Genomic DNA, 20,222 nt, shown 5'->3' with positions numbered 1-20,222 from the left:
TTGAGGAGACAGACCTTGCACAAGATTGCGCGATATCAGCTTGTATTGTCAGATAGAGTTGCGCGGCAGGAACTCACTGCAGTCATCAGTGCCCCGCAATGAAGCACAGGACCAACCAGAATGGTGCTGAAAAGTTGGCACGGTGACTTAGCTACGTGACAGCCGCGAATCGAGCCAACCGAAAAGGCATACCTGCCCCATGCAGACTATCAGCGCACCTCGTAACGAGCTTCTGCCCGCGGGCAGCGTCTCATCACTCAGGCGGACGGGAAACCACGAATTTCAACAGGGGTATGACCGGTGCCGAATGGCGCGCATCAGCCTGGTGCGGATTCCACGATGACCCCTGCTTGATTCGGTCATGCCAAATTGCGACGGGAGACAGCCCATACAGGTCGGTAACAGCGACTCGACTACTTCGTCGATACGGGTAAATGATCAGCAAAGAGCGCGACAATAAAATCTTGAATCTGTCGCCTTGGCCACAGATTACCGCCGCACCAGCCAACAATCGCTGCCTGAACGGCTCTCTTAAATGGATTGCAATTGCGGCTGCATTGCTGAATTCCAGGCAAGCTCACCTACGCGCAGTGTGATGGAATGAAACTCGAGCGCAAACGCTAAGGCTCTGCGCGGATGAATTGACGCCATGGCAACTGCGGTCGCTGAGGGCACCCCGGACCATTCACATACATTGCGCACGGCTTGGTCCAGTCGCAGGGCAGAACCTGCCAGGGAGGCGGCGCCGGGCTGCCTGACTGTGCCCTGCTCATCCAGAACCACCGGCATGCCAGCGAAGGAATAATTGCCGGGTGCGGCTCCCGCGGCAAGCACGGCATCTGTCACCAGAATACAACGATCATGAGTCTTGAGGCGCAACATCGCGGTCAAGGCGTTGGGCGACAGGTGTAATCCATCGGCGATGAAACAAGCCATCAAGCGAGGTTCAGCCAACTGTGCCAACAAGGTGTTTTCAACCTTGTGGAGTTGCTGCGGAAGCCCGTTACCCAGATGGGTCGACACGGTCAAACCCGCATTGACAGCCATTTCCACGTCCGCATATCCGGCCTGAGAATGGGCCATGGCAACGACAATTCCCATTGAACGAAACGTCCTGATTGCCTCGCAAGACCCGGCGCGTTCCGGTGCCAGTGTCAGCAGGAGAATCGGTTTATGCAGCTGCACTCCCAGACGCGAGACCAACGCCACATCAGGGTCGGTCATTGCTTCGTGAGGATGGCATCCACGGTAACCTTCAGCCGAATTCAGAAAGGGACCTTCCAGGTGATAACCAGGAACCATGGTGGCTCCGAACTTGCTGTTCGCGACTGCCGCATCCAACGCCAGAAATCGCTGTTCCAGCTCTTCGGGATGAGCCGTTATCAACGTTGGCAGACAGCCAGTCACTCCATCAGTCAACATGACCTCAAGCGCGTGATCGAGCCGCTCGGGTGTTATGGACGAGTCATTGAAATCGACTCCCGCATAGCCGTTGACTTGCAGATCGAACAGACCTTGGGATTTCATCATGTTGCCTTGGATCCATACATGATCTGCATGATTACATATATATGAACACTATGGTTTAATATCATTCGACGTATTTTAAGCTATTATCACCGAATAGCCGCTTCAGATATTCTATTTAGACCGATTTCGTTCAAATATCATGATGGCACTGGTCACCACGCACCCACCACACTTCTTTCCAAGCGAGACGAGCGCATGAGCCAGATAGAAGACCTGCAAGCGGTTTCCGAACTGGTACGCGCCGGGCTCGCAACCACTCGCCGGGAAATCCGCAAGGCACTGTCGCTTCGGTCTACCACCGTATCGGAACTGGTCGGCAATCTTGTCCATGCGGACGTACTGCGTGAGAACACAACGCCGCCAAGAGGTCGAGGCAGACCCGCCACGTCACTGAGTTTCAATCATCTGCGCCTGGCCGGCATCGTCATTGGTGTAGTGGATCGCACCCTGGTCGCCAATGCCGTCGACCTGACATACCGAGTCATCGGCAAGCAATCGATCACACCACCCCCTGATGCAGACAACAAGGCGATGGCTGACTGCATCCGCAAACTTGTCCACGCTACCGTGGAACAACTCCCCCAGGGGGTCGAGCTGAGCACCATCACGCTCTCCATTTCAGGCCTACTGAACAAGCCGGAATCACTATGGTGCTTCACCTCTCGCTGGCCAAAGCTCAAGAATCTGGACCTGAAAGAGGCCTTGTCGGACCAGCCTTGCAACATAGACATCATACGCAACCTGGATGCAGAGCTTTCCGGCATCCAGATAAATGAAAAACACCCGAAAAACGAAAATTCACTGCTGCTGCATTGGGGCGAGGGTATTGGTGCTTCATACAGCGCCGACGGTGTCATCGTCAACAAGAGCAGAGGCCGTTTCTGCGAGATTGGCCACTGGAGTCTCGGCAATGCTCAAGGCAAACCCTGCACCTGTGGTAACCACGATTGTCTCGAGACCGTTGCTGCACTCTGGGCCATAGGGGAAGAGCTCAAGAAGACGTTTCCTTCAATGGCCCTGAATGAAAACGATGTCGCCGACCAATTGAGCAAGGTCGACCCCATGCAATGCCCTGTCCTGACCGAAGGGTTGAAGCAAGTGCTGAGAATCACGACCAATCTGTGCAAACTGCTGTTTCCTGACCGAGTGATCCTGACGGGACCCTTCGTCCAGAACCCTCTGATCTTCAGCAAATTCATCATGGCTTTTGAGTCCGCATCACTACTCGACAATCAGGAGCGTATTCGAGTTTCTGTCAATTCAGAGAGCATGCAGGACGAGATCATAGGAGCCCTGCACCAACCACTGGAATCAGGGCTCCAGCAGTTGGTGGAATCTTCCTTACAACATGAACAACGCTGAAAAGGGCGTCTGCATCAATACAGTACAAGCTTGACCCCGGCGCGTCGAAAATTGTCTTTACGCTGACAACAGTGAGGCCGAGGCCTTGTCCAGATGCATGACCGTATCAGCGTGCTCTTGCACGATGGAGGCAGGAAAACGATTGCTGACCTCACCTTCCAGAGCATGCTTCACGGCACGCGCCTTGCGCTCGTCAGGTACTGACAGGATGATCTTGCTTGACGCCATTATCTGGCGAATGGACATTGATACCGCGCGCCGCGGCACCTCCTCCAGCGAAGCAAACCAGCCCTCGCCCATCTGTTGACGACGACAATCTTCATCCAGTTCGACAACGATATACGGTGATGTGGTTTCAAAATCGGCCGGTGGGTCATTGAAGGCCAGATGACAATTCTCGCCGATGCCGGCAAAGCAGACATCGATGGGCTCCTGCGCAATGCGCCGCCCCAGAGCGAGCACCTCAGCGTCCAGATCCTCTTCATCGGCATTGACCGGAATGAACTCCTTGAGCCCGGCCACGCGTTCGACGAAGCGCTCCTGCAGATAGCGACGGAAGCTCGCAGGGTGATCGACCCCAAGCCCCACATACTCGTCCAGATGGAAGACGGTGACACAGCTCCAGTTCACATCACACTCTACGAGCACATCGAGCATTTCAAACTGACTGGCGCCCGTTGCAACGATGATGGCAGCATGCCCTTTCTCTGCAATGGCCTCTCGTATTGCTGCCGCTCCTTCCTCCGCAGCATGCTTGCCAAGCGCCTGCTTGTCATTGTGTATCTGGACTCTCATGATTCTCCGATTGCTCAGTCGCCAAAAACAGGAATACTATTAACGAACCTGATAGTTCATAATTGATATCGACTTTATCATCATTCATGTTTACTCAGCATTTTTTTCAATTCTTATTTTGAACCATCAGCGTTCTTTAAGTTGACAGCTATTGGAGAATGACCGAATATTCCCGACAGGCTGCTTCGCCTTGTGAACAGATCTGACAAATCATGAAAAGTATTCGCCAAACTGCTCTCGGCGCACTGATTGCTGCTGCCATGGCCATCCCCCAGGTCAGCAACGCTGCTACCGTCTTGCGCCTGGCAGAAAACCAGCCTGAGTCCAATCCCGTGACGGTGGCCATGCACCACTTCGCCGATCTCGTGGAACAGTACTCGGAAGGTGAAGTGATCGTTCAGGTGTTTGCTGGCGCGCAATTGGGGCAAGAGCCTGAAACCATCGAACAGGCGCAGGTGGGCATCATCGACTTGACACGGGTCAACTCCGTGGTTCTGGCCAACGTCAGCCCATCAATGAGTGCCTTTACTCTGCCCTATGTATTCAGCGATTGGGATCACAAGTATCGTGTTCTCGATGGCGACATCGGCAAGGATGTACTGGAAGACCTGCATGATGTCGGCTTGATGGGATTCGGTTACATGGATGCAGGCGCGCGCTCCTTCTATACCGTCGAAGGCAAACCGGTAAAAAGCATCGAAGACCTGAAGGGCATGAAGATCCGTGTGCAACCCGCCCCTATCTCCATTCGCATGATGGAGCTGCTCGGCGCCGTACCCACTCCCATGAATTACGGTGAAGTCTATTCAGCTCTGCAATCCGGTGTCATCGACGGCGCAGAGAACGACTATGTCAGTTACCACACATCGGGACACTATGAGGTTGCACCCAACTATGTCGAAGATGCGCATCTCAGCCCGCCTGCCTTGCTGCTGATGAACAAGGCAAAGTTCGACTCCCTCGCGCCAGAACTGCAGGATGTGCTCATCAAGGCTGGTCACGAAGCAGCCCTGTACGAGCGCGAGATCATGCGAGAGGCCAACACCAAGGCACGTGAAACCGTGGAAGCCGATGGCGCAACCGTTCAGGAGATCGACAACGGTCCTTTCCAGGAAGCCGTCCAACCGATCTACGACGAGTTTCCAGAGCTTGCACCGCTGCTCGAGCGCATCAAGGCAGCTCGCTGATACCTTGTAGTCAGCGTCACGAACCAGACCATAGCGGGCAATAGACACGATGAATGAGAAGGTGGCGAGCTGGCGCAGCATTTTGCGCCTCTGGATCGACCGGCTCAACGCCGTCGCCGCCCTGGTCTGCCATGGGCTGCTTGTGATCATCACGACGATCACGGTGGCCCAGGTTTTCCTTCGTTTTGTCCTCAACTCGCCAACCAGCTGGTCTGAGGAAGTCGCGCTGCTTTGCCTGATCTGGTTTGGCCTGCTTGCCGTGGCTATCGGCATCCGCCGACATGAGCACGTGGCCATTACCTTCTTTCGCGATTTGCTACCCGGGCCACTGGCCACCGCTCTGGACATCCTTGCGCAACTGGCGATGGGGTATTTCATGTTCACGGTCATGCTTCATGCCAGCGACCTGATCAAGCTGGTGGGCATTCAGGCACTGCCAGCTTCATCGCTGCCCAAATCCCTGTTGTACTTTCCGACCATCGTCGGAGGCACTCTGGGCACCCTGAACGCAGCAGCCAATCTGCTCCTGGGCGATATTCGCCCTGAACCTCTGGACTCGACGGAAGCATCCAATGCCAATTGACACACTTGGCATATCGCTCCTGCTGGGGCTGTTCGTTGCACTCATGCTGCTTCGAGTACCCGTGGCTTTTGCCCTGGGCCTTTCCTCACTGGCGACCGCGCACTACCTGAACCTGCCGATGCTGATGATTGCGCAACGCATGGTCAACGGGCTCAATTCCTTTACCTTTCTGGCCGTGCCGTTCTTCATTCTGGTTGGCAACATCATGACGGAAGGTGGCATCTCGGATCGGCTGGTACGCCTTGCCGATGTTCTGGTCGGGCGAATGCGTGGCGGCCTGGCTCAAGGCAACGTTGTTGCCAGCACACTGTTCGGCGGTATCTCCGGCTCCTCTGTGGCGGATGTTGCCTCTGTGGGATCCTTCCTCATCCCTGCCATGAAACGCAGTGGCTACCCTGCCGGCTATTCGGTCTCGGTCACCGTCACCTCGTCAGTCCAGGGCGTGTTGATTCCGCCAAGCCAGAACATGATCTTCTACTCTCTGGCTGCCGGCGGCTTGCCCATCTCTACCCTCTTCCTGGCAGGCTATGTACCCGGGCTGCTGCTGGGCCTGTCACTGATGATCATCTGCTACGTGATGGCGCGCAAACACGGGCACCCCCTGGGTGGCAACTATACGCGACGTGAAGCGCTTGCTGTCATCGCTGACGCCGCCATTGGACTATTCACCATCGTGATCATCATCGGTGGCATTCTGACTGGCGTATTCACCGCAACGGAATCCGCTGCCGTCGCTGTCGTCTATGCCTTGCTGGTCACCCTGTTCTGGTATCGCAGCCTGACCCTCAAAGCGGTTGGGCGCATCTTCTCGACCACACTCACCACCCTGGCCATGGTCACAGCCATCATCATGACCTCTTCGGTGTTCGGCTTTCTACTCTCCTACCTTCGAGTGCCGGATTTCCTGACACAGGCCATTTTTGCCGTGTCTGACGACCGAATCTTCGTGTTGCTCGCCGTCAACGTATTGCTGCTGATACTCGGCATGCTAATGGACATGGGCATCCTGATCTTGCTTCTGACCCCGATATTGCTTCCTATTGTCATACAGGTCGGTGTTGACCCCATCCACTTTGGCATCATCATGATCCTGAACCTCGGCATCGGGCTCTGCACACCACCCGTCGGTACGTCCCTGTTGGTTGGCGCCGGCATTGGCAGAATCAGCCTGGAGAAAACCGTTCGGAGCCTGCTGCCATTCTATGCCGCGATGGTTATCGTGTTGTTGCTGGTGACCTACATTCCGGCATTTTCACTTACGCTGCCTGCGCTGTTGCGCTGAGTCTCTTTTTTGCTGGGAAGGAAGGTCGAGTCTGCTGAGCGCTGCAGCTGGCCCGTGTGCTGAATCACCTCCTCACCCAATGTCAGAGGCAAGCATCTGCTGCCGCTGACTCTTCTCATTCTTTTCTCCTCTTGACTTATGACATATGTCAGGACATCATGATTGCGCACGGTCACTCACCATCACCACGATTCACCTGGGCCAGTGCAACGAGGAGACAGTCAATGAAATTGCGAAAGCTTGCCGGCATTACGGCATCCCTGGTGCTCGCCCTGAGCGGCGGACTCAACAGCAGCATGGCCATGGCGGACTGGCCGGAACGCCCCGTCACCATCATCGTGCCCTGGTCTGCCGGCGGTGGTACCGATGCCACGGCCAGAGCCGTTGCACAACAGCTGGAAGAGCGTCTGGGCCAGCCCTTCAATGTGGTCAACCGAACCGGTGGCGGTGGCCTTGTCGGACACATCACCATCGCCAATGCCGCACCGGATGGCTACACGCTCGGCGTCATCACCATTGAAACCACCATGTACGACGCCCAGGGCATTCCCGGCGCCACCCCCGAGAACTTCACTCTCATTGGCCGCTTCAACGCCGATGCCATTGGCGTGAACGTGCGCGCCGACGCGCCTTACGACACGGTGGAAGAACTGGTGGAAGCCGTCAAGGCGGATCCCGGCAGCATCAAGGCATCGGGCGCCAACCGTGGCGGACTGTCCCACCTGGCCTGGGCAGGATTATTGAACTCACTGGACATCGACCCGGAAGCCAGCCCCTGGGTAGCCTCCGATGGTTCCGCTCCGGCCATGCAGCAACTCGCCGCCGATGCCATTCAAGTGGTCTCCACCTCCCCCTCCGAAGCCCGCTCTCTGGTGGAAGCCGGCGAAGCCAAATCACTGGCCCTGCTATCCAACGAACGCAGTGCGGCCTACCCGGATCTGCCGACTACCACCTAGACCTTTGACATCAACTGGTCACCACTGCCGTTCAGAGGCATGGCAGGCCCCGCCGGTTTGCCTGAAGAGGTCAGCGCCAAACTGGAATCCGAGCTCAAGGCCATCACCGAAGATGCCAAGTTCATCGAGTTCATGCAGTCACGCGGCTTCTCCATTGCCTATCAGGATTCTGCAGGCTTCACCGAGACCGTCATGAATTCACGCGACGGCCTGGTGAGTGCCATGAAGTCCGTCGGCCTTGCCAAAACCAACTGATAGCCAGGCCAGCGACACAACACCATGGTTATCAACGAACGTGTGCAGGGCATTCTGCTCTGCCTGTTTGCAGCGCTGATCATCTGGCAGGCCGGGGAGCTATCCAGCGTCCCCGGCACCACCTATGGCCCGGGGCTGCTGCCCACCATGGGTGGTGTCGCCCTGCTGTATCTCGGTGCCCACATCTTCTGGAAGGCGCACCGAGCGCAGTGCAAACAGCCACTGATTGACTGGCGCGCCTGGAGTAACAAGGGCAGCCTGCGCATCGCCGCCCTGTGGACCTTCGCCGGTGTCGCGGCCGGTTTCTACTTGATGCCTGCCATCGGCTTTCTGCTGTACGGCGCTGTGTTCATGATGGGCCTGATGCTGATCATGGGCGGCAGGCTCCTGACTACCCTGATCATCAGCACCGTCACGCTCGGTGCGGCCTACTACCTGTTCACCCAAGTGTTCTACGTGCCCCTGCCCAGGGGCTCATTACCACTTCCGTGGTGAACCCGCACTGATCCCATGGACCTGAACACCTACATTGCCGCCGCCAGCATCGTCCTGGACTGGCCTGTCCTCGCCGCGATTGTGGCAGGCGCAGTTTACGGCTTCATGGTCGGCGCCATTCCCGGCCTCACCGCCACCATGGCGACCGCCTTGCTGGTGCCCGTGACCTTCTTTCTGGCTCCGGTGCCAGCCATTGCACTGATCGTATCCACCACCGCCATGGCCATCACCGCCGGTGATATTCCGGGCACCTTGCTGCGTATTCCCGGCACCCCCGCCTCCGCCGCCTACGTGGATGAATCCTACGCCCTGACCCTGAAAGGCAAGGCCGAAGTGGCGCTGAACATCAGCATCATGTTCTCGGCACTGGGCGGCATATTCGGCGCGATATTCCTGCTCATTACAGGCCCCTTGCTCGCCAAGGTGGCGCTGAATTTTTCCAGCTTCGAATTCTTCTGGCTGGCCATGCTCGGGCTGATGACGTCCGCCCTGGTGAGTTCTTCCGGCCCCGTCAAAGGCTATGTGTCTCTGGTGCTGGGCATACTGGTTTCCACCGTCGGCCTCGACATTACCAGCGGCCAGCCGCGCTTCACTTATGGTGTAGTGGAACTCTATGGCGGCATCAGCTTCATTCCGGTGATGATCGGCATGTTTGCCTTTGCCGAGATACTGCGCGGGTTTTCATCCACTGCTGCCTATCCGCCTGCACCAGAGACCTCGGCCTTTCGGCCCTTTCATGGCATGGGCGGCCTGCTACGCAAGTACAAGTGGAGCTACCTGAGAGGCGCAAGTCTTGGCACGTCCATCGGCGCCCTGCCGGGTGTCGGTGGTGATATCGCTGCCTGGATTGCCTATGGCATGAGCCGCCGGTTTTCGAAGACGCCGGAGAAGTTCGGCACCGGGCATGAAGAAGGCCTGGTGGAAGCCAGTTCCTCGAACAATGCCGGCCTCTCCAGCGCCTGGATACCGGCCATGGTCTTCGGCATACCGGGCGACGCCATCACGGCCATTGCCGTTGGTGTGCTCTACATGAAGGGGCTGAACCCCGGGCCTCGGCTATTCACCGAGAACCCGGCCATGCCCACGGCCATCATCTTCACCTTCTTCATCGCCAATCTGCTGCTGTTCCCCATTGGCTATCTCGCGATCAAGGGGGCACGACATGTCTTGTCCATCCGCCGTTGCTACATCGTGCCGGTGGTGCTGATCTTCTGCATTCTCGGCTCCTTTGCCATCAACAACACCCTGTTCGGTGTCGGCATCATGTTCGCCGCAGGCCTGGCTGGATACATTCTGGAAGAGAACGGCTTCCCCATTGCGCCGATCATCCTCGGCATTGTGCTGGGCCCGGTGCTGGAGAGAAATTTCATCATGTCCATGCAGATTGTCGACGGGAAGCTCACCGGCTTCTTCGACCGTCCCATCGCCGCCTGCATTGGCACGGTCGTGATCATTCTGCTGCTGGTGCCCATCGTGCGAAAGCTGCGCCAATCCACCTCCTCACCCAACCCTATTTGAATCGAGACAACAGGAAGAGAATCAATGAGTAATGTATTCAGTGTGGAAGGCAAGACGGCTGTGGTCACCGGTGGGCTGGGGCAGCTTGGCACACAGTTCAGCAAATCCCTGGCAGAAGCTGGTGCCCGAGTAGCCATCTACAGCCGCCGCCCCTTCTCACAGGAACAGATAGAGGAGAAGTTCCCGGGACTCGGCGACAGGATTCGTGTGTATGAAGCCAGCGTCACCGACAAAGGACAACTGCAGGCGGCCACCGCACAACTGATGTCCGACTGGGGCGCGCCACAGATACTGGTGAACAATGCCGGTATCGATTCCAAGCCCGACGGCTCTGCCGAGCAGAATGCACCGTTTGAAGACTACCCACAGAAGTACTGGGACGAGATCATCGATACCAACCTCACCGGCGTCATGCTGACCAGCCAGGTGGTGGGCACCGAGATGGCCAAGGCGCAGGCAGGCTCCATCATCAACATCGGCTCCATCTATGGTCTGGTATCGCCCAACCAGGCCCTGTATGCCTACCGCGAAGAACGCGATGGTGTGCCATTCATCAAGGCGGTGTCGTATGCGGCGTCAAAGTCTGCTTTAATCAATCTGACTCGGTATCTGGCCACCTACTGGGCACCGAAGAAGGTGCGCACCAACCTCATCTCCTTTGGTGGCGTGAAGACTGCCAGTTTCGACAAGGAATTCATTGATGCCTTCCTCGAACGCGTGCCCATGGCCAGACAGGCCGAGCTGGACGAATACAATGGCGTTGTCCAGTTTCTGGCGTCGGATGCCTCCTCCTATATGACAGGCTCCAACGTCGTCGTCGATGGCGGCTTTACCGCCTGGTGAGAAAACCCGAAACAATCATGCAAACACGGCCCAAACTGCACATCACTCTGGCGGAAGATCTGGAGTCGCGCATTCTCTCCGGTGAAATCAATATCGGTGACCGACTGCCGGCTGAAGGCGAGATTGCCCGCGAGTACGGTATCAGCACGCGCTCGGTCAGAGAAGGCATCCAGATTCTCGAGATCAAGGGCCTGGTGCAGCGTCGGCACGGAGAGCGGACCCTGGTGGTTCGCTCCGATGTGGAGAATTTCCTGGGGGCGCTGTCCACCACTGTACGGCAGCACCTGTCGAGCGATCCGGATGCGTTCTTTCAGCTGATGGACGTTCGACGCATGATTGAAGTGGAAGCCGCCAGCACCCTGTGCGCACTGGAAGAGCGGGATCTGCAGGGTATCGAGGATGCACTGGCCCGCATGAATGACTGCGCGAAGAAGAAGAGCTTTGCCGACTTCACGACAGCCGATGCCGAATTCCACCGGGAATTGGTGAAGGCCACCGGCAATGACATTCTCTACCTGCTCTACAACAATCTGTACGGCCTGATTACAGAGGTCATCAAGGTATCCAGCCGGATACCCAAGAAGACCCTGACCGTGGCCTGCCGGGAACACACCGAGATATTCGACGCCATCGTCAGCCGCGACAAGCTTGTCTCCCGACGAACGATGAAAGCTCATATTGACAATAGCAGCGGCTACCTGCTGGCCGCCCTTCAGAAATCTGACACCACCGACAACACCGATGACAAATAAATTCGATTACTCCGACACTGACTGGGACTCGATAAAGCGACTGCAGAAGTGGTACTCCGGCGACATCCACGACAGCATGGAATCGCTTGGCCTGTGGGGCTATCTGGAAGGCATCTCGCTACAGGGACACCTTGAAGCCGGCGCCGTCATCTGCGGCCCCGCCGTCACCGTGCTGTTTGAATGCAGCGATCGCAAGGGCGAGCCACAGGATGTTTACCACAATGCCATTGACAACGCGCCCGAAGGTGGCGTGATGGTGGTGGATGCGTCCTGTGCCGATGGAGCTTGCAGTGGTGAACTGATGTCCACAGGTGCCAAGGTTCGAGGACTGCAGGCTACTGTGGTCAATAGCACTGTGCGTGATTTGGCTCAGGTGCGCAGCCTTGGATATCCGCTGTTTGGTACGCACCCTAGCCCGGTTGGGGTCACTGGGAAGAAGGAGCCGAAGTATTCTCAGGTGCCGCTTACGTTAGGCAAGGTGACCGTCAACCCTGGCGATATTATCTTCGGTGACATCGATGGTGTGGTTGTTATAGCCAAGGATCATGTCAAGGCTGTGGCTGATGCGGCGGACAGTCTTGGCGAGAATGAGCATCAGGCGCGAGAGCGGCTGTTGACTGGGGAGAAGTTGCAGTCTGTTTGGCCTGTGGCTTAGCAGTTAACATCCGGCCTGGGTCAGGGATGACCGGGTTGTGCACATATATAGTGCATTTTATGGTAGAAATGTGGGTATACCTAATACCAGCTAGCGGGTTTACGTCATGATGACAGGTTGTGATTTTGTTTATCGAGTTGCGCAGCGAGTGTTGATCACGGAGGCTGTGCTGCCCCTACAGTCGTGTAGAACATCCGGCTCGTGTAGGTACCCGCGTACGACGCCGCCATCTGGCTAGGCTCCGCGCTTTTCTAACGTCGTAGAATGCCTTGAAGATATCAATACAGGCTGACCTACGAATTCTTGATTTAGAATTATCGAGTTTTCGCTGCTGAGTATGCTGTTGCGTGGTTAAGATATTCTGTGTAGACGAGTTCTTGCGAGGTGCTTGAGAATGGCATGCCGCTACGTAGAGTTTTTTAAAGCATAGCTTTGACCTTGTCTCTGTCAATCTGCCTACATGCATCCCAGCTAATCCCGAGTCGGTAAAATTCACCCCATTGATATTTTGATACTTGGGTGGGAATGTGCGATATTTAACATCACGCACTTAGAATGCTCGCTCCCATTGAGGCTAAATAACTTGGATTGTCCTAACTTCCGACTCAGGGTTACTCTGATACGCTCTACTCCGTATAGCCACTACTTTATGGAATCACTGATAAAGCAATGCGAGTGATAGAGAATAGCGAATGCATACCTGATTCAGAATAATACTTGGTCGATTTTCTAGCAAATCCCTTAGAAACATAATCACAGTTCTATTTCCAATTACCTTATTTCATAGAGAACTGATAAATGAGCCCGATTCAGCAGATTACCATTCATCTGGAAGGCGTCGGTACTGTCCTTAAAAGCAGACGATTCCAGGTCCCAACATATCAACGAGGATATGCATGGGAAGCTGAACATGTCGAGGCGCTACTTGCCGACATTTCGGATGCCATCACGAGCAAGGAAAAAGAATACTTTCTTGGATCAATGGTAGTAACCTCTGCGAATAGTAAGAGGCTAGAGGTCGTCGATGGGCAACAGAGGCTCACCACAGTAAGCCTGATAATTCTTGCTATAAAAGAAAAATTCCTTCAAGACAAAGATCACGATGTCGTTGCATCCCTAAACACAGATTTTCTAGCAAGCAGCGACCGCAGAACTAAAGAGCGCGAACCCAAGTTAATTTTGAACGAAGTAGACAACGAAATCTATCAAGATCTGATTGAAGACTACGACGCTACTATCAATAAAAAAGGAGTTCGGCGCCCTTCTCACAAGCGTCTAATTGCAGCGGCCAAGCAATGCTCCGCATATATACAAAAAGTATGCTTAAACTCAAAAGATTCGGAAGAAGATCTTCATACGTGGTTAGATTATATTGAAAAACAGTTAAAAATTATTGTTGTAATAGCGCCTGACGACAGTAATGCGTTCGTAATTTTTGAGACTCTTAATGACAGAGGACTAGACCTGGCCATATCTGATCTAGTGAAAAATTATCTTTTTCACAAATCTAGCGAAAAAATAGAAGAAACAAAAAATCGATGGCTTTCGATGGTATCGACTCTTGAGAGCGCGACAGACGATCCCTTAATTGTTGCATATATACGTCATTTCTCTATGGCAAAGTATGGATTGATACGAGAGAAAGACTTGTTTTCTCTATTGAAGAAAAAAATTACTAGTAAAAGAGGAGCTTTAAACTATTCAACTGAGCTGGCTGATAGTGTTAGAGGATATTCAGCCCTGATTAATACTGATCACGATTTTTGGAATACGTTTCCCACAGGGACATCTGCGTCAGTTGCTACATTCAATTTATTGGGAATGACTCAAATAAGGCCACTTTTGTTAGCCATACTTGATAGTTTTACGTCAAAGCAGGTGGCAATGGCATTCAAAAGTCTTGTTGCAGTTGCGGTTAGATATCAACTTGTGGGCGGTGTAGGTGGTGGTACTTTGGAGAGGCTGTACTCTGAAACTGCAAAAGCGATTACAGAAGGAAAGATAACTAAGTCATTGGAGGTAATTTCAGAACTGAAAACCGTTCCAAGCGACAGCGCTTTTGAGGCAGCGTTTGCATACGCAACAGTTTCAAAACCAAAAGTGGCTAGATATTTTCTTAGAGAATTGGAAATAGCTAAATCACATCTCGCGGACGATATTATCCCAGATATTGATCCAACTAAGGTTAACCTAGAGCATGTGTTACCTCAGTCTCCAGCTGATGGGTGGAAGGATTTTGACGAAGAGGAATGGAGGACCTATCACAAGCGTTTGGGGAATATGGCTATAATGTCGTCTGGTTCTAATAGTGATATTGGCAATGCCAGTTTTTCGAAAAAGAAGAGTGCCTATAAAGATTCTTCATTTTATTTCACGGAACAATTGTCTTCATCGCCTGAATGGACTAAAGATAAAATAGAATCGCGTCAGAAGGAAATGGCGCAAGTGGCGGTTAAACACTGGAAGCCATAATATATGTAAGTGCACGACCATATAATAAAGAGATAATCACAAATAACGTTGAACCTGAAGCTTACCACCGGAACGCAATCATGAGTTCCTCTGGACACGCTCCGACGGCAAGTTCAGGTGGTCGCCGGAGTTAGGTTTCTAAAAAACTTTCCATTGGGTCAAAGAACATTACCCAGCATGGTCTTCTAGGAGCAAGCTCTGATTCCTAATACAATGTCATCATTACCAAGACGTTGACACGCTTCACATGTATAGTTTTCTGCTATGCCATATTATTTCTAATATCGCTTACTTGCACGGAGCAGACGAGTGCCCGACAGACTAAAACTTACAAAGAATGCTCAGTTCTTTCGAATCGACGAGCGCGTCTCGAATGAAATTATTCAGGACGTTTTGGATGCTGCTACAGAAAATATTGCCCCCGATGGCGAACTCATAATAGATAATTTCCGTGAAGAAATATACGTTGAAAAATTCGATTTGAATTTTACTTATTCTATCAAAGCGTATCCTTCGTATCGACCAGTCTATTTCTTGGATGATATTTATTCAGACACTATACATGCATTCATCCTGATCATTGAAATTGGAGACTATATTGCGATTTTGCGAAAGAGCTGCTCAAGCGTATTCGAGGTTCTAGAAAACCACTTCACGCTAATTGGTAGTGGTGAATTCTCATCAATGTTCGCAGATGAAAATGTAGAGTTTCAGAAACTAGCGCTCCGAAATATGACTGTATCAGACCGTGCTATGAGGTCAAGATCATATGAAGCAGCTAGCTTGAAAGGACTTCTCTCTACTCATTCAGCTGGCCGCTCGATTCCGTATTACTATAAATTGAGACAAGGTGCGGTGACAAAGTCCATATCAGGCACTGGCCGCGTAGTTGAGACATCTGTTAGGGCGCCACTTGAAGAAATCGGGGCTTGGGTGAAAGAACAAATCTTGCAAATTGAGTCTACAAATACTTCCAACTTTCTCGATGCCTTCGCTAGTAAGATTGAACTCCACGAGGTTCTAGGTGTTACAGCACCCAACGCCATACTAATTGAGTGCACATCCCTATTTGAACGGATTAAAAAAGACAATCTGCTTATAAAATACAAGACAAAATCGGGTCGAATAGTTGGGGTAAAAAATCGAGATGTGAAAAAAATTGAGAATGCTCTTGAAAAGGTCTACGAAATTGATTCTGACTACAGCGTGATGGATAGCGATGGTCGCTCGAAGATACGTGTGAACAAGAAAACACTCACCATTCAATCCCCGTTGCTTTCAAAGCTTAAGCTTCAAGAAAATGGTAAATTCGTGACTCTTCAGAAGTTCATTGTAAGGAATGGCTTTTATAGCATTAGTTTTGATGACCCAAAATACATGTATTTTATGGGGTCTTGTTTTGAAGATTCATCCGGTGTGTCAGAGATAGATAGCATTCTCGAAATGCTAACTCCTGTAGATGGCATCTCAAGTGTTAGTTCAGAGAAAGGTAAGCCTACTTCCATTTCAGTTAACTTCAGAAAAGGCTCAATGTTCAAACTGGTTGAGTCAATTCATCGTTCCGATGATTACATATTTTGTGACGATCTAGGTGACGAGTGGGCGGATCATATAACTTTTAGCAAGAAAAATTCAAACATATGCTTCATCCACTCAAAGCATGGAGATCCAAGTACATCCGCTAGCAACTTGCATGATGTTGTAGGTCAGGGAATCAAGAATCTCGGCAACATGTACTTCGATGCTGCTTCTATAAACAAGAAGGTCAATGCAATGCTTCGATCCAAATATAGCTTAGGCGGGGTACAAACTAACATATCACGAATTCGGAGAGGAAATGCTAATCGATTCGAGGCATATGCTAGTAACTTGCTTAAAGACTACAAGCTAAATAGAAGTTGTGTTCTTAGTTGTTCATTTATATCAAAATCGCAAGTGGCCATGGAGTTTGAAAAAATAAAGAACGGTCGCAATGTGCGTGGAAACGTTATTCAATTGTTATGGATATTATCCTCATTCGCGCACGCGGCAAAAGAAATGAACATAAGGCCTATTATATATTGCGCCGAGTAATATAATAGGAAACTGTAAATAGCAAGAGAACTTCCTGCCTACAAGAATAGTTAACTACCCGCTCATCAATTAAACCGGATTAGCAAGATTGTCTGGGATATGAGTGGGTGCTTATATAATTTGAAACGCAACCCGAAGAAAGCGTTGAACCTGTCATTTTACAAAACCTCCCAACACTGCCGCTCTAATCGGCTTGTGTAAAATGCACGTTAACGCTACTGTTATACGCCTCAGAGAGCTTCTGACATTATTAATAAATGACAAAGATATCATTCAATGTAGACACGAGGCTCGCGAAGCTCCTCTCCCAGAATTATCGATCAAGCGAGCGCGCTATTAAGGAGCTTGTGGACAACGCTTGGGATGCAGATTCTGAAGAAGTCATAGTTACTCTACCTCAAGCAATGACTGATGAATTAATCGTGGTGGAAGATAACGGCTCTGGAATGACTGAAGAAGAAATTCTAAGAGAATATCTTCATATCGCAAGTGATCGTCGGAAAAGGCGCGGAGATCTCACGCAAAAAAAACATCGAAAAGTAAAAGGAAAAAAAGGAATTGGAAAGTTCGCCGGATTAATGGCCGCTAACTCTATGTTGGTTGAAACATGGGCGAGAGGAAAAAAATGTCAATTTTCTATCAGCACATCCGCACTCGAGTCAATTGACAGTATCGAGCGTCTACCAATTGAAATGGACATCAGTGACTGCCTTTCGGAAAAGCACGGCACGCGTATTTCTCTTACGAGTCTACATCAACATATGGCGTTTCCTCAGCCTGAGAAGTTTCGGCAAATATTGCTTCAAGAATATGGCCGAGAAGACGATTTCAACATATTTGTCAATGACAAAGAATTAGATATTGATGATGTAATTGGAACCTACACATCACACGCCCAAAATTTACCTGATGTCGGAGATGTGAATCTGCGTTTTACCGTATCAAATCAAAAGGGCAAACTAAAACAGCCGGGGATATCTATTCGGGTGGGGGGAAAGATCGTTGGAAAGCCAGGCTTCTTTGGCCTTGATGAGGCAGACGACTTCCCTAAGAAGTTGCTTGCAAAAATTTACGGCGAAGTGGAGGTTGATGGTCTCAAGGATCATGTCACAGCCGATTGGGGCGCCCTCGTTGAAAATAGCGAACTGTACAAGAGTGTACTTGATTATGTAGCACCGATAATTAGAGAGAAAGTTCGAGAAGCATATGGCCGAGACATTGCCATGGCTCAAGCCAGATTACAAAAGAAGATTAATGAGCGGCTTGCCGCACTACCAGAATACAAACGTCAATTTGCTGAAAAATCAATTACAGCTGTATTAGGAAAATACTACGGCGAACCTGAGTCTAAGGTCGAGCCTGTTGTGAGCGTCTTGCTTGATGCAGTAGAGCGCACCGACTATCGCGCCATTCTTGATTACATCCACGAAGCTGGGCATAGCGATATTGCCAAGGTTGCTTCAGTTTTGAGTGAATTTGGTCTAGCTGAGTTAGCGATTCTTGGCGAACAGGTCAAGAGCCGTCTAGAATTTCTAGAACATCTTGAGCGACTATGCAAAGACAATAGCGTCAAGGAGGATGCAGTGCATTCGGCGCTTGAAAAAAACCTCTGGGTGTTTGGACACGAGTACTTTCTGTTCAGCAGCAATATTACATTGAAGCGACAGATCGAGGAATATCTAAATATGAAGTATACGGGTGACCGGTCTAGTAGACGCCCTGACTTAATGTTAAGTGCGGGCTATAGTGGAACCCATCTTCTCATAGAATTTAAACGCCCTTCTCATGCGTTGAAATATGTAGATTATCAGCAGGCTACTCAATATAGAAACGATTTTAGGAAATACATCGGTACAGACATCGAAATATTATTGATTGGTGGAAAACGCGGAAACGATCTCCCAGAATCAGTGAATATTGAGCCAAATACATCAATTATAATATTTAATGAAGTAATTTCGCGATCTCGAAATCAATTGAATTGGTTACTTCAAGAGCTCGGTGGAAGTGCGCATGCATGACGGCGTATAACAATACGCTGAACCGGCAACTAGAAATAAAATGGAACGCGCGCTACGCGCACAATCCACTACGTCTGCATAGTTGCACTCTAAACCCGGAAACACTCGGGGGTGATGTCGGAGCAACGAAATGCCACGTTACTCCCATGAACGTAAGAACGCTGTACTAAAAAAATTGCTGCCCCCGAACAAATAGTCGGTTCCCGAAGTCACCCAAGCCGAAGGTATCAGCGAGGGGACGCTGTACAATTGGTTATCACAAGTTCAAGACGGAGGATCCGCTGTGCTAGGTAGTCGTGCCAGCAATGCTGAACAGTCGAGTAGTGAATCCAAATTCGCTGACGTAAGGGGACACCCGCTTGATCAATCGTTGTTGCCTTGGTCAACTCGGCTCAGGTCGGACGCTTATACTACACAACTAAAATTTCGGTCACTAAAACTTTTCGAAGGAGTTGAAGTACAGGAATCCAGTCAAAACGCAGCTTGATTCATCTAGCTGCACACCACTATTGACCATAGCTCACCAAATTCCGCAAAACCCCTTCAGCACTCCCCGCCAACGGCTCAATCACCCCACCCAATATCTCATTTCGATCAAACATATCCGGGTACCTCTCTAGCTGCTCGCGCAAACTACGGCCAAACGCCTGCCGCAGCTCAGTGCCGATGTTGAATTTCATCACACTCGTTGTCAGCGCCACCCGCCGTCGCTGAGTTAAAGGAATACCACTCCCCCCATGCAACACCAGCGGTGTTGGCACAACCGCCTGTATGGCCGCAATGGCCTGCTCATCTACGGGTACGCTGTCATCCTGGCTCAGGTGGGTATTGCCTGCCGAGATGGCCAGTGCATCCACGGGGGCAGCATCTATGAAGGCCTTCACCTCTGCCGGGTCGGTGCTCACTGATTGTTTGGCACCCACGTAGCCGACAATACCGAGTTCTGCTTCAACGCTTACGCCTGCCGCTCGTGCGCGTTCAAGTACTCTGTTGGTATTGGCAATGTTCTCGCTCAGCGGCAAGGCCGAGCCGTCGTACATGACGGATGAAAAGCCGGCATCAATACCCGCGAAACATTCTTCTGGGCTCGTGCCATGGTCCAGATGCGCCACCACGGGCACTGTCGCCTGTTCTGCCAATACCCGAAACATCTCGGCCAGCACGGTCAGTGGCGTATGGCGACGGCAGCCGGGGCCTGCTTGCAGGATGATCGGGCAGCCGACCTTCTCGGCGGCCATCACATAGGCTTTGGCATCTTCCCAGCCCAGCACGACAACCCCTGCCAGCGCGCCACCGCCATTGCGATTCAGATGATCGAAGGCCTGGTTCAGTGTCACAAGTGCCATGGTGTCAGACCGCTTCCGTACCCCCTACGTCAGCATAGTTGCTCCCCAAACCCGGAATCACCCGGGGGCGATGTTGGAGCAACGAAATGCCACGCTA

At 51.8% G+C, this 20,222-nt stretch carries 17 protein-coding genes; 14 read left to right on the top strand and 3 right to left on the bottom strand.

Going from position 1 to position 20,222, the window contains the following annotated elements; translation table 11 throughout:
* Positions 1-531: 531 nt before the first annotated feature.
* Positions 532-1,530, bottom strand: coding sequence for an N-acetylglucosamine-6-phosphate deacetylase (locus ACUNV4_RS26890; RefSeq protein WP_430881753.1), 999 nt, complete (start codon positions 1,528-1,530; stop codon positions 532-534).
* Positions 1,531-1,725: 195 nt separating this feature from the next.
* Here ACUNV4_RS26890 and ACUNV4_RS26885 point away from each other — a divergent pair, with 195 nt between their 5' ends.
* Positions 1,726-2,892, top strand: coding sequence for an ROK family protein (locus ACUNV4_RS26885; protein WP_430881752.1), 1,167 nt, complete (start codon positions 1,726-1,728; stop codon positions 2,890-2,892).
* A gap of 57 nt (positions 2,893-2,949) precedes the next feature.
* Here ACUNV4_RS26885 and ACUNV4_RS26880 read toward each other — a convergent pair whose 3' ends face one another.
* Complete coding sequence (locus ACUNV4_RS26880) at positions 2,950-3,687, bottom strand: glucosamine-6-phosphate deaminase (protein ID WP_430881751.1); 738 nt, start codon at positions 3,685-3,687, stop codon at positions 2,950-2,952.
* Between the two features lie 212 nt (positions 3,688-3,899).
* Here ACUNV4_RS26880 and ACUNV4_RS26875 point away from each other — a divergent pair, with 212 nt between their 5' ends.
* The 13 genes from ACUNV4_RS26875 to ACUNV4_RS26815 all read left to right on the top strand — a co-directional run bounded on the left by ACUNV4_RS26875 (position 3,900) and on the right by ACUNV4_RS26815 (position 18,779).
* Entirely contained in the window at positions 3,900-4,874 is a 975-nt protein-coding gene (locus ACUNV4_RS26875; RefSeq protein WP_430881750.1) for a TRAP transporter substrate-binding protein, read from the top strand.
* Between the two features lie 49 nt (positions 4,875-4,923).
* Complete coding sequence (locus tag ACUNV4_RS26870; protein WP_430881749.1) at positions 4,924-5,457, top strand: TRAP transporter small permease; 534 nt, start codon at positions 4,924-4,926, stop codon at positions 5,455-5,457.
* Complete coding sequence (locus ACUNV4_RS26865) at positions 5,447-6,739, top strand: TRAP transporter large permease (RefSeq protein WP_430881748.1); 1,293 nt, start codon at positions 5,447-5,449, stop codon at positions 6,737-6,739. Before ACUNV4_RS26870 ends, ACUNV4_RS26865 begins: the two co-directional genes overlap by 11 nt.
* A gap of 224 nt (positions 6,740-6,963) precedes the next feature.
* Positions 6,964-7,695: a Bug family tripartite tricarboxylate transporter substrate binding protein gene (locus tag ACUNV4_RS26860; protein WP_430881747.1), complete on the top strand. Its 732-nt coding sequence runs from the start codon at positions 6,964-6,966 to the stop codon at positions 7,693-7,695.
* 39 nt (positions 7,696-7,734) lie between these two features.
* The gene (locus ACUNV4_RS26855; protein WP_430881746.1) at positions 7,735-7,950 is read left to right on the top strand and encodes a hypothetical protein; all 216 of its coding nucleotides are present in this window, start codon (positions 7,735-7,737) and stop codon (positions 7,948-7,950) included.
* 24 nt (positions 7,951-7,974) lie between these two features.
* Entirely contained in the window at positions 7,975-8,445 is a 471-nt protein-coding gene (locus tag ACUNV4_RS26850; protein ID WP_430881745.1) for a tripartite tricarboxylate transporter TctB family protein, read from the top strand.
* A 15-nt stretch (positions 8,446-8,460) separates the two neighbouring features.
* Positions 8,461-9,963 (top strand): tripartite tricarboxylate transporter permease, encoded by a 1,503-nt coding sequence (locus ACUNV4_RS26845; protein ID WP_430881744.1) that lies wholly within the window; start codon positions 8,461-8,463, stop codon positions 9,961-9,963.
* Between the two features lie 24 nt (positions 9,964-9,987).
* Complete coding sequence (locus ACUNV4_RS26840; protein WP_430881743.1) at positions 9,988-10,806, top strand: SDR family oxidoreductase; 819 nt, start codon at positions 9,988-9,990, stop codon at positions 10,804-10,806.
* Positions 10,807-10,823: 17 nt separating this feature from the next.
* Complete coding sequence (locus tag ACUNV4_RS26835; RefSeq protein ID WP_430881742.1) at positions 10,824-11,558, top strand: FadR/GntR family transcriptional regulator; 735 nt, start codon at positions 10,824-10,826, stop codon at positions 11,556-11,558.
* Positions 11,548-12,213: an RraA family protein gene (locus ACUNV4_RS26830; protein ID WP_430881741.1), complete on the top strand. Its 666-nt coding sequence runs from the start codon at positions 11,548-11,550 to the stop codon at positions 12,211-12,213. The genes ACUNV4_RS26835 and ACUNV4_RS26830 overlap by 11 nt, the downstream gene beginning before the upstream one ends.
* Positions 12,214-13,011: 798 nt before the next feature.
* A complete protein-coding gene (locus ACUNV4_RS26825; protein WP_430881740.1) occupies positions 13,012-14,685 on the top strand; it encodes a DUF262 domain-containing protein in 1,674 nt (557 codons plus the stop codon).
* Between the two features lie 309 nt (positions 14,686-14,994).
* The gene (locus tag ACUNV4_RS26820) at positions 14,995-16,758 is read left to right on the top strand and encodes a hypothetical protein (RefSeq protein ID WP_430881739.1); all 1,764 of its coding nucleotides are present in this window, start codon (positions 14,995-14,997) and stop codon (positions 16,756-16,758) included.
* Between the two features lie 257 nt (positions 16,759-17,015).
* Complete coding sequence (locus tag ACUNV4_RS26815) at positions 17,016-18,779, top strand: ATP-binding protein (protein ID WP_430881738.1); 1,764 nt, start codon at positions 17,016-17,018, stop codon at positions 18,777-18,779.
* Between the two features lie 506 nt (positions 18,780-19,285).
* On the opposite strand, the gene ACUNV4_RS26810 is transcribed toward ACUNV4_RS26815, so the two are convergent.
* A complete protein-coding gene (locus ACUNV4_RS26810; protein WP_430881737.1) occupies positions 19,286-20,125 on the bottom strand; it encodes a class II fructose-bisphosphate aldolase in 840 nt (279 codons plus the stop codon).
* Positions 20,126-20,222 lie beyond the last annotated feature (97 nt).

The sequence above is a fragment of the Granulosicoccus sp. 3-233 genome (assembly GCF_052681095.1).
The sequence above is the reverse complement of the archived record's forward strand: the minus strand, read 5'-3'. Positions and strand labels throughout refer to the sequence as shown.

Coding starts and splice junctions, on each gene's coding strand:
- ACUNV4_RS26890 (WP_430881753.1), bottom strand. CDS start 1,530: ATGATGAAATCCCAAGGTCTGTTCGATCTGCAAGTCAACGGCTATGCG.
- ACUNV4_RS26885 (WP_430881752.1), top strand. CDS start 1,726: ATGAGCCAGATAGAAGACCTGCAAGCGGTTTCCGAACTGGTACGCGCC.
- ACUNV4_RS26880 (WP_430881751.1), bottom strand. CDS start 3,687: ATGAGAGTCCAGATACACAATGACAAGCAGGCGCTTGGCAAGCATGCT.
- ACUNV4_RS26875 (WP_430881750.1), top strand. CDS start 3,900: ATGAAAAGTATTCGCCAAACTGCTCTCGGCGCACTGATTGCTGCTGCC.
- ACUNV4_RS26870 (WP_430881749.1), top strand. CDS start 4,924: ATGAATGAGAAGGTGGCGAGCTGGCGCAGCATTTTGCGCCTCTGGATC.
- ACUNV4_RS26865 (WP_430881748.1), top strand. CDS start 5,447: ATGCCAATTGACACACTTGGCATATCGCTCCTGCTGGGGCTGTTCGTT.
- ACUNV4_RS26860 (WP_430881747.1), top strand. CDS start 6,964: ATGAAATTGCGAAAGCTTGCCGGCATTACGGCATCCCTGGTGCTCGCC.
- ACUNV4_RS26855 (WP_430881746.1), top strand. CDS start 7,735: ATGGCAGGCCCCGCCGGTTTGCCTGAAGAGGTCAGCGCCAAACTGGAA.
- ACUNV4_RS26850 (WP_430881745.1), top strand. CDS start 7,975: ATGGTTATCAACGAACGTGTGCAGGGCATTCTGCTCTGCCTGTTTGCA.
- ACUNV4_RS26845 (WP_430881744.1), top strand. CDS start 8,461: ATGGACCTGAACACCTACATTGCCGCCGCCAGCATCGTCCTGGACTGG.
- ACUNV4_RS26840 (WP_430881743.1), top strand. CDS start 9,988: ATGAGTAATGTATTCAGTGTGGAAGGCAAGACGGCTGTGGTCACCGGT.
- ACUNV4_RS26835 (WP_430881742.1), top strand. CDS start 10,824: ATGCAAACACGGCCCAAACTGCACATCACTCTGGCGGAAGATCTGGAG.
- ACUNV4_RS26830 (WP_430881741.1), top strand. CDS start 11,548: ATGACAAATAAATTCGATTACTCCGACACTGACTGGGACTCGATAAAG.
- ACUNV4_RS26825 (WP_430881740.1), top strand. CDS start 13,012: ATGAGCCCGATTCAGCAGATTACCATTCATCTGGAAGGCGTCGGTACT.
- ACUNV4_RS26815 (WP_430881738.1), top strand. CDS start 17,016: ATGACAAAGATATCATTCAATGTAGACACGAGGCTCGCGAAGCTCCTC.
- ACUNV4_RS26810 (WP_430881737.1), bottom strand. CDS start 20,125: ATGGCACTTGTGACACTGAACCAGGCCTTCGATCATCTGAATCGCAAT.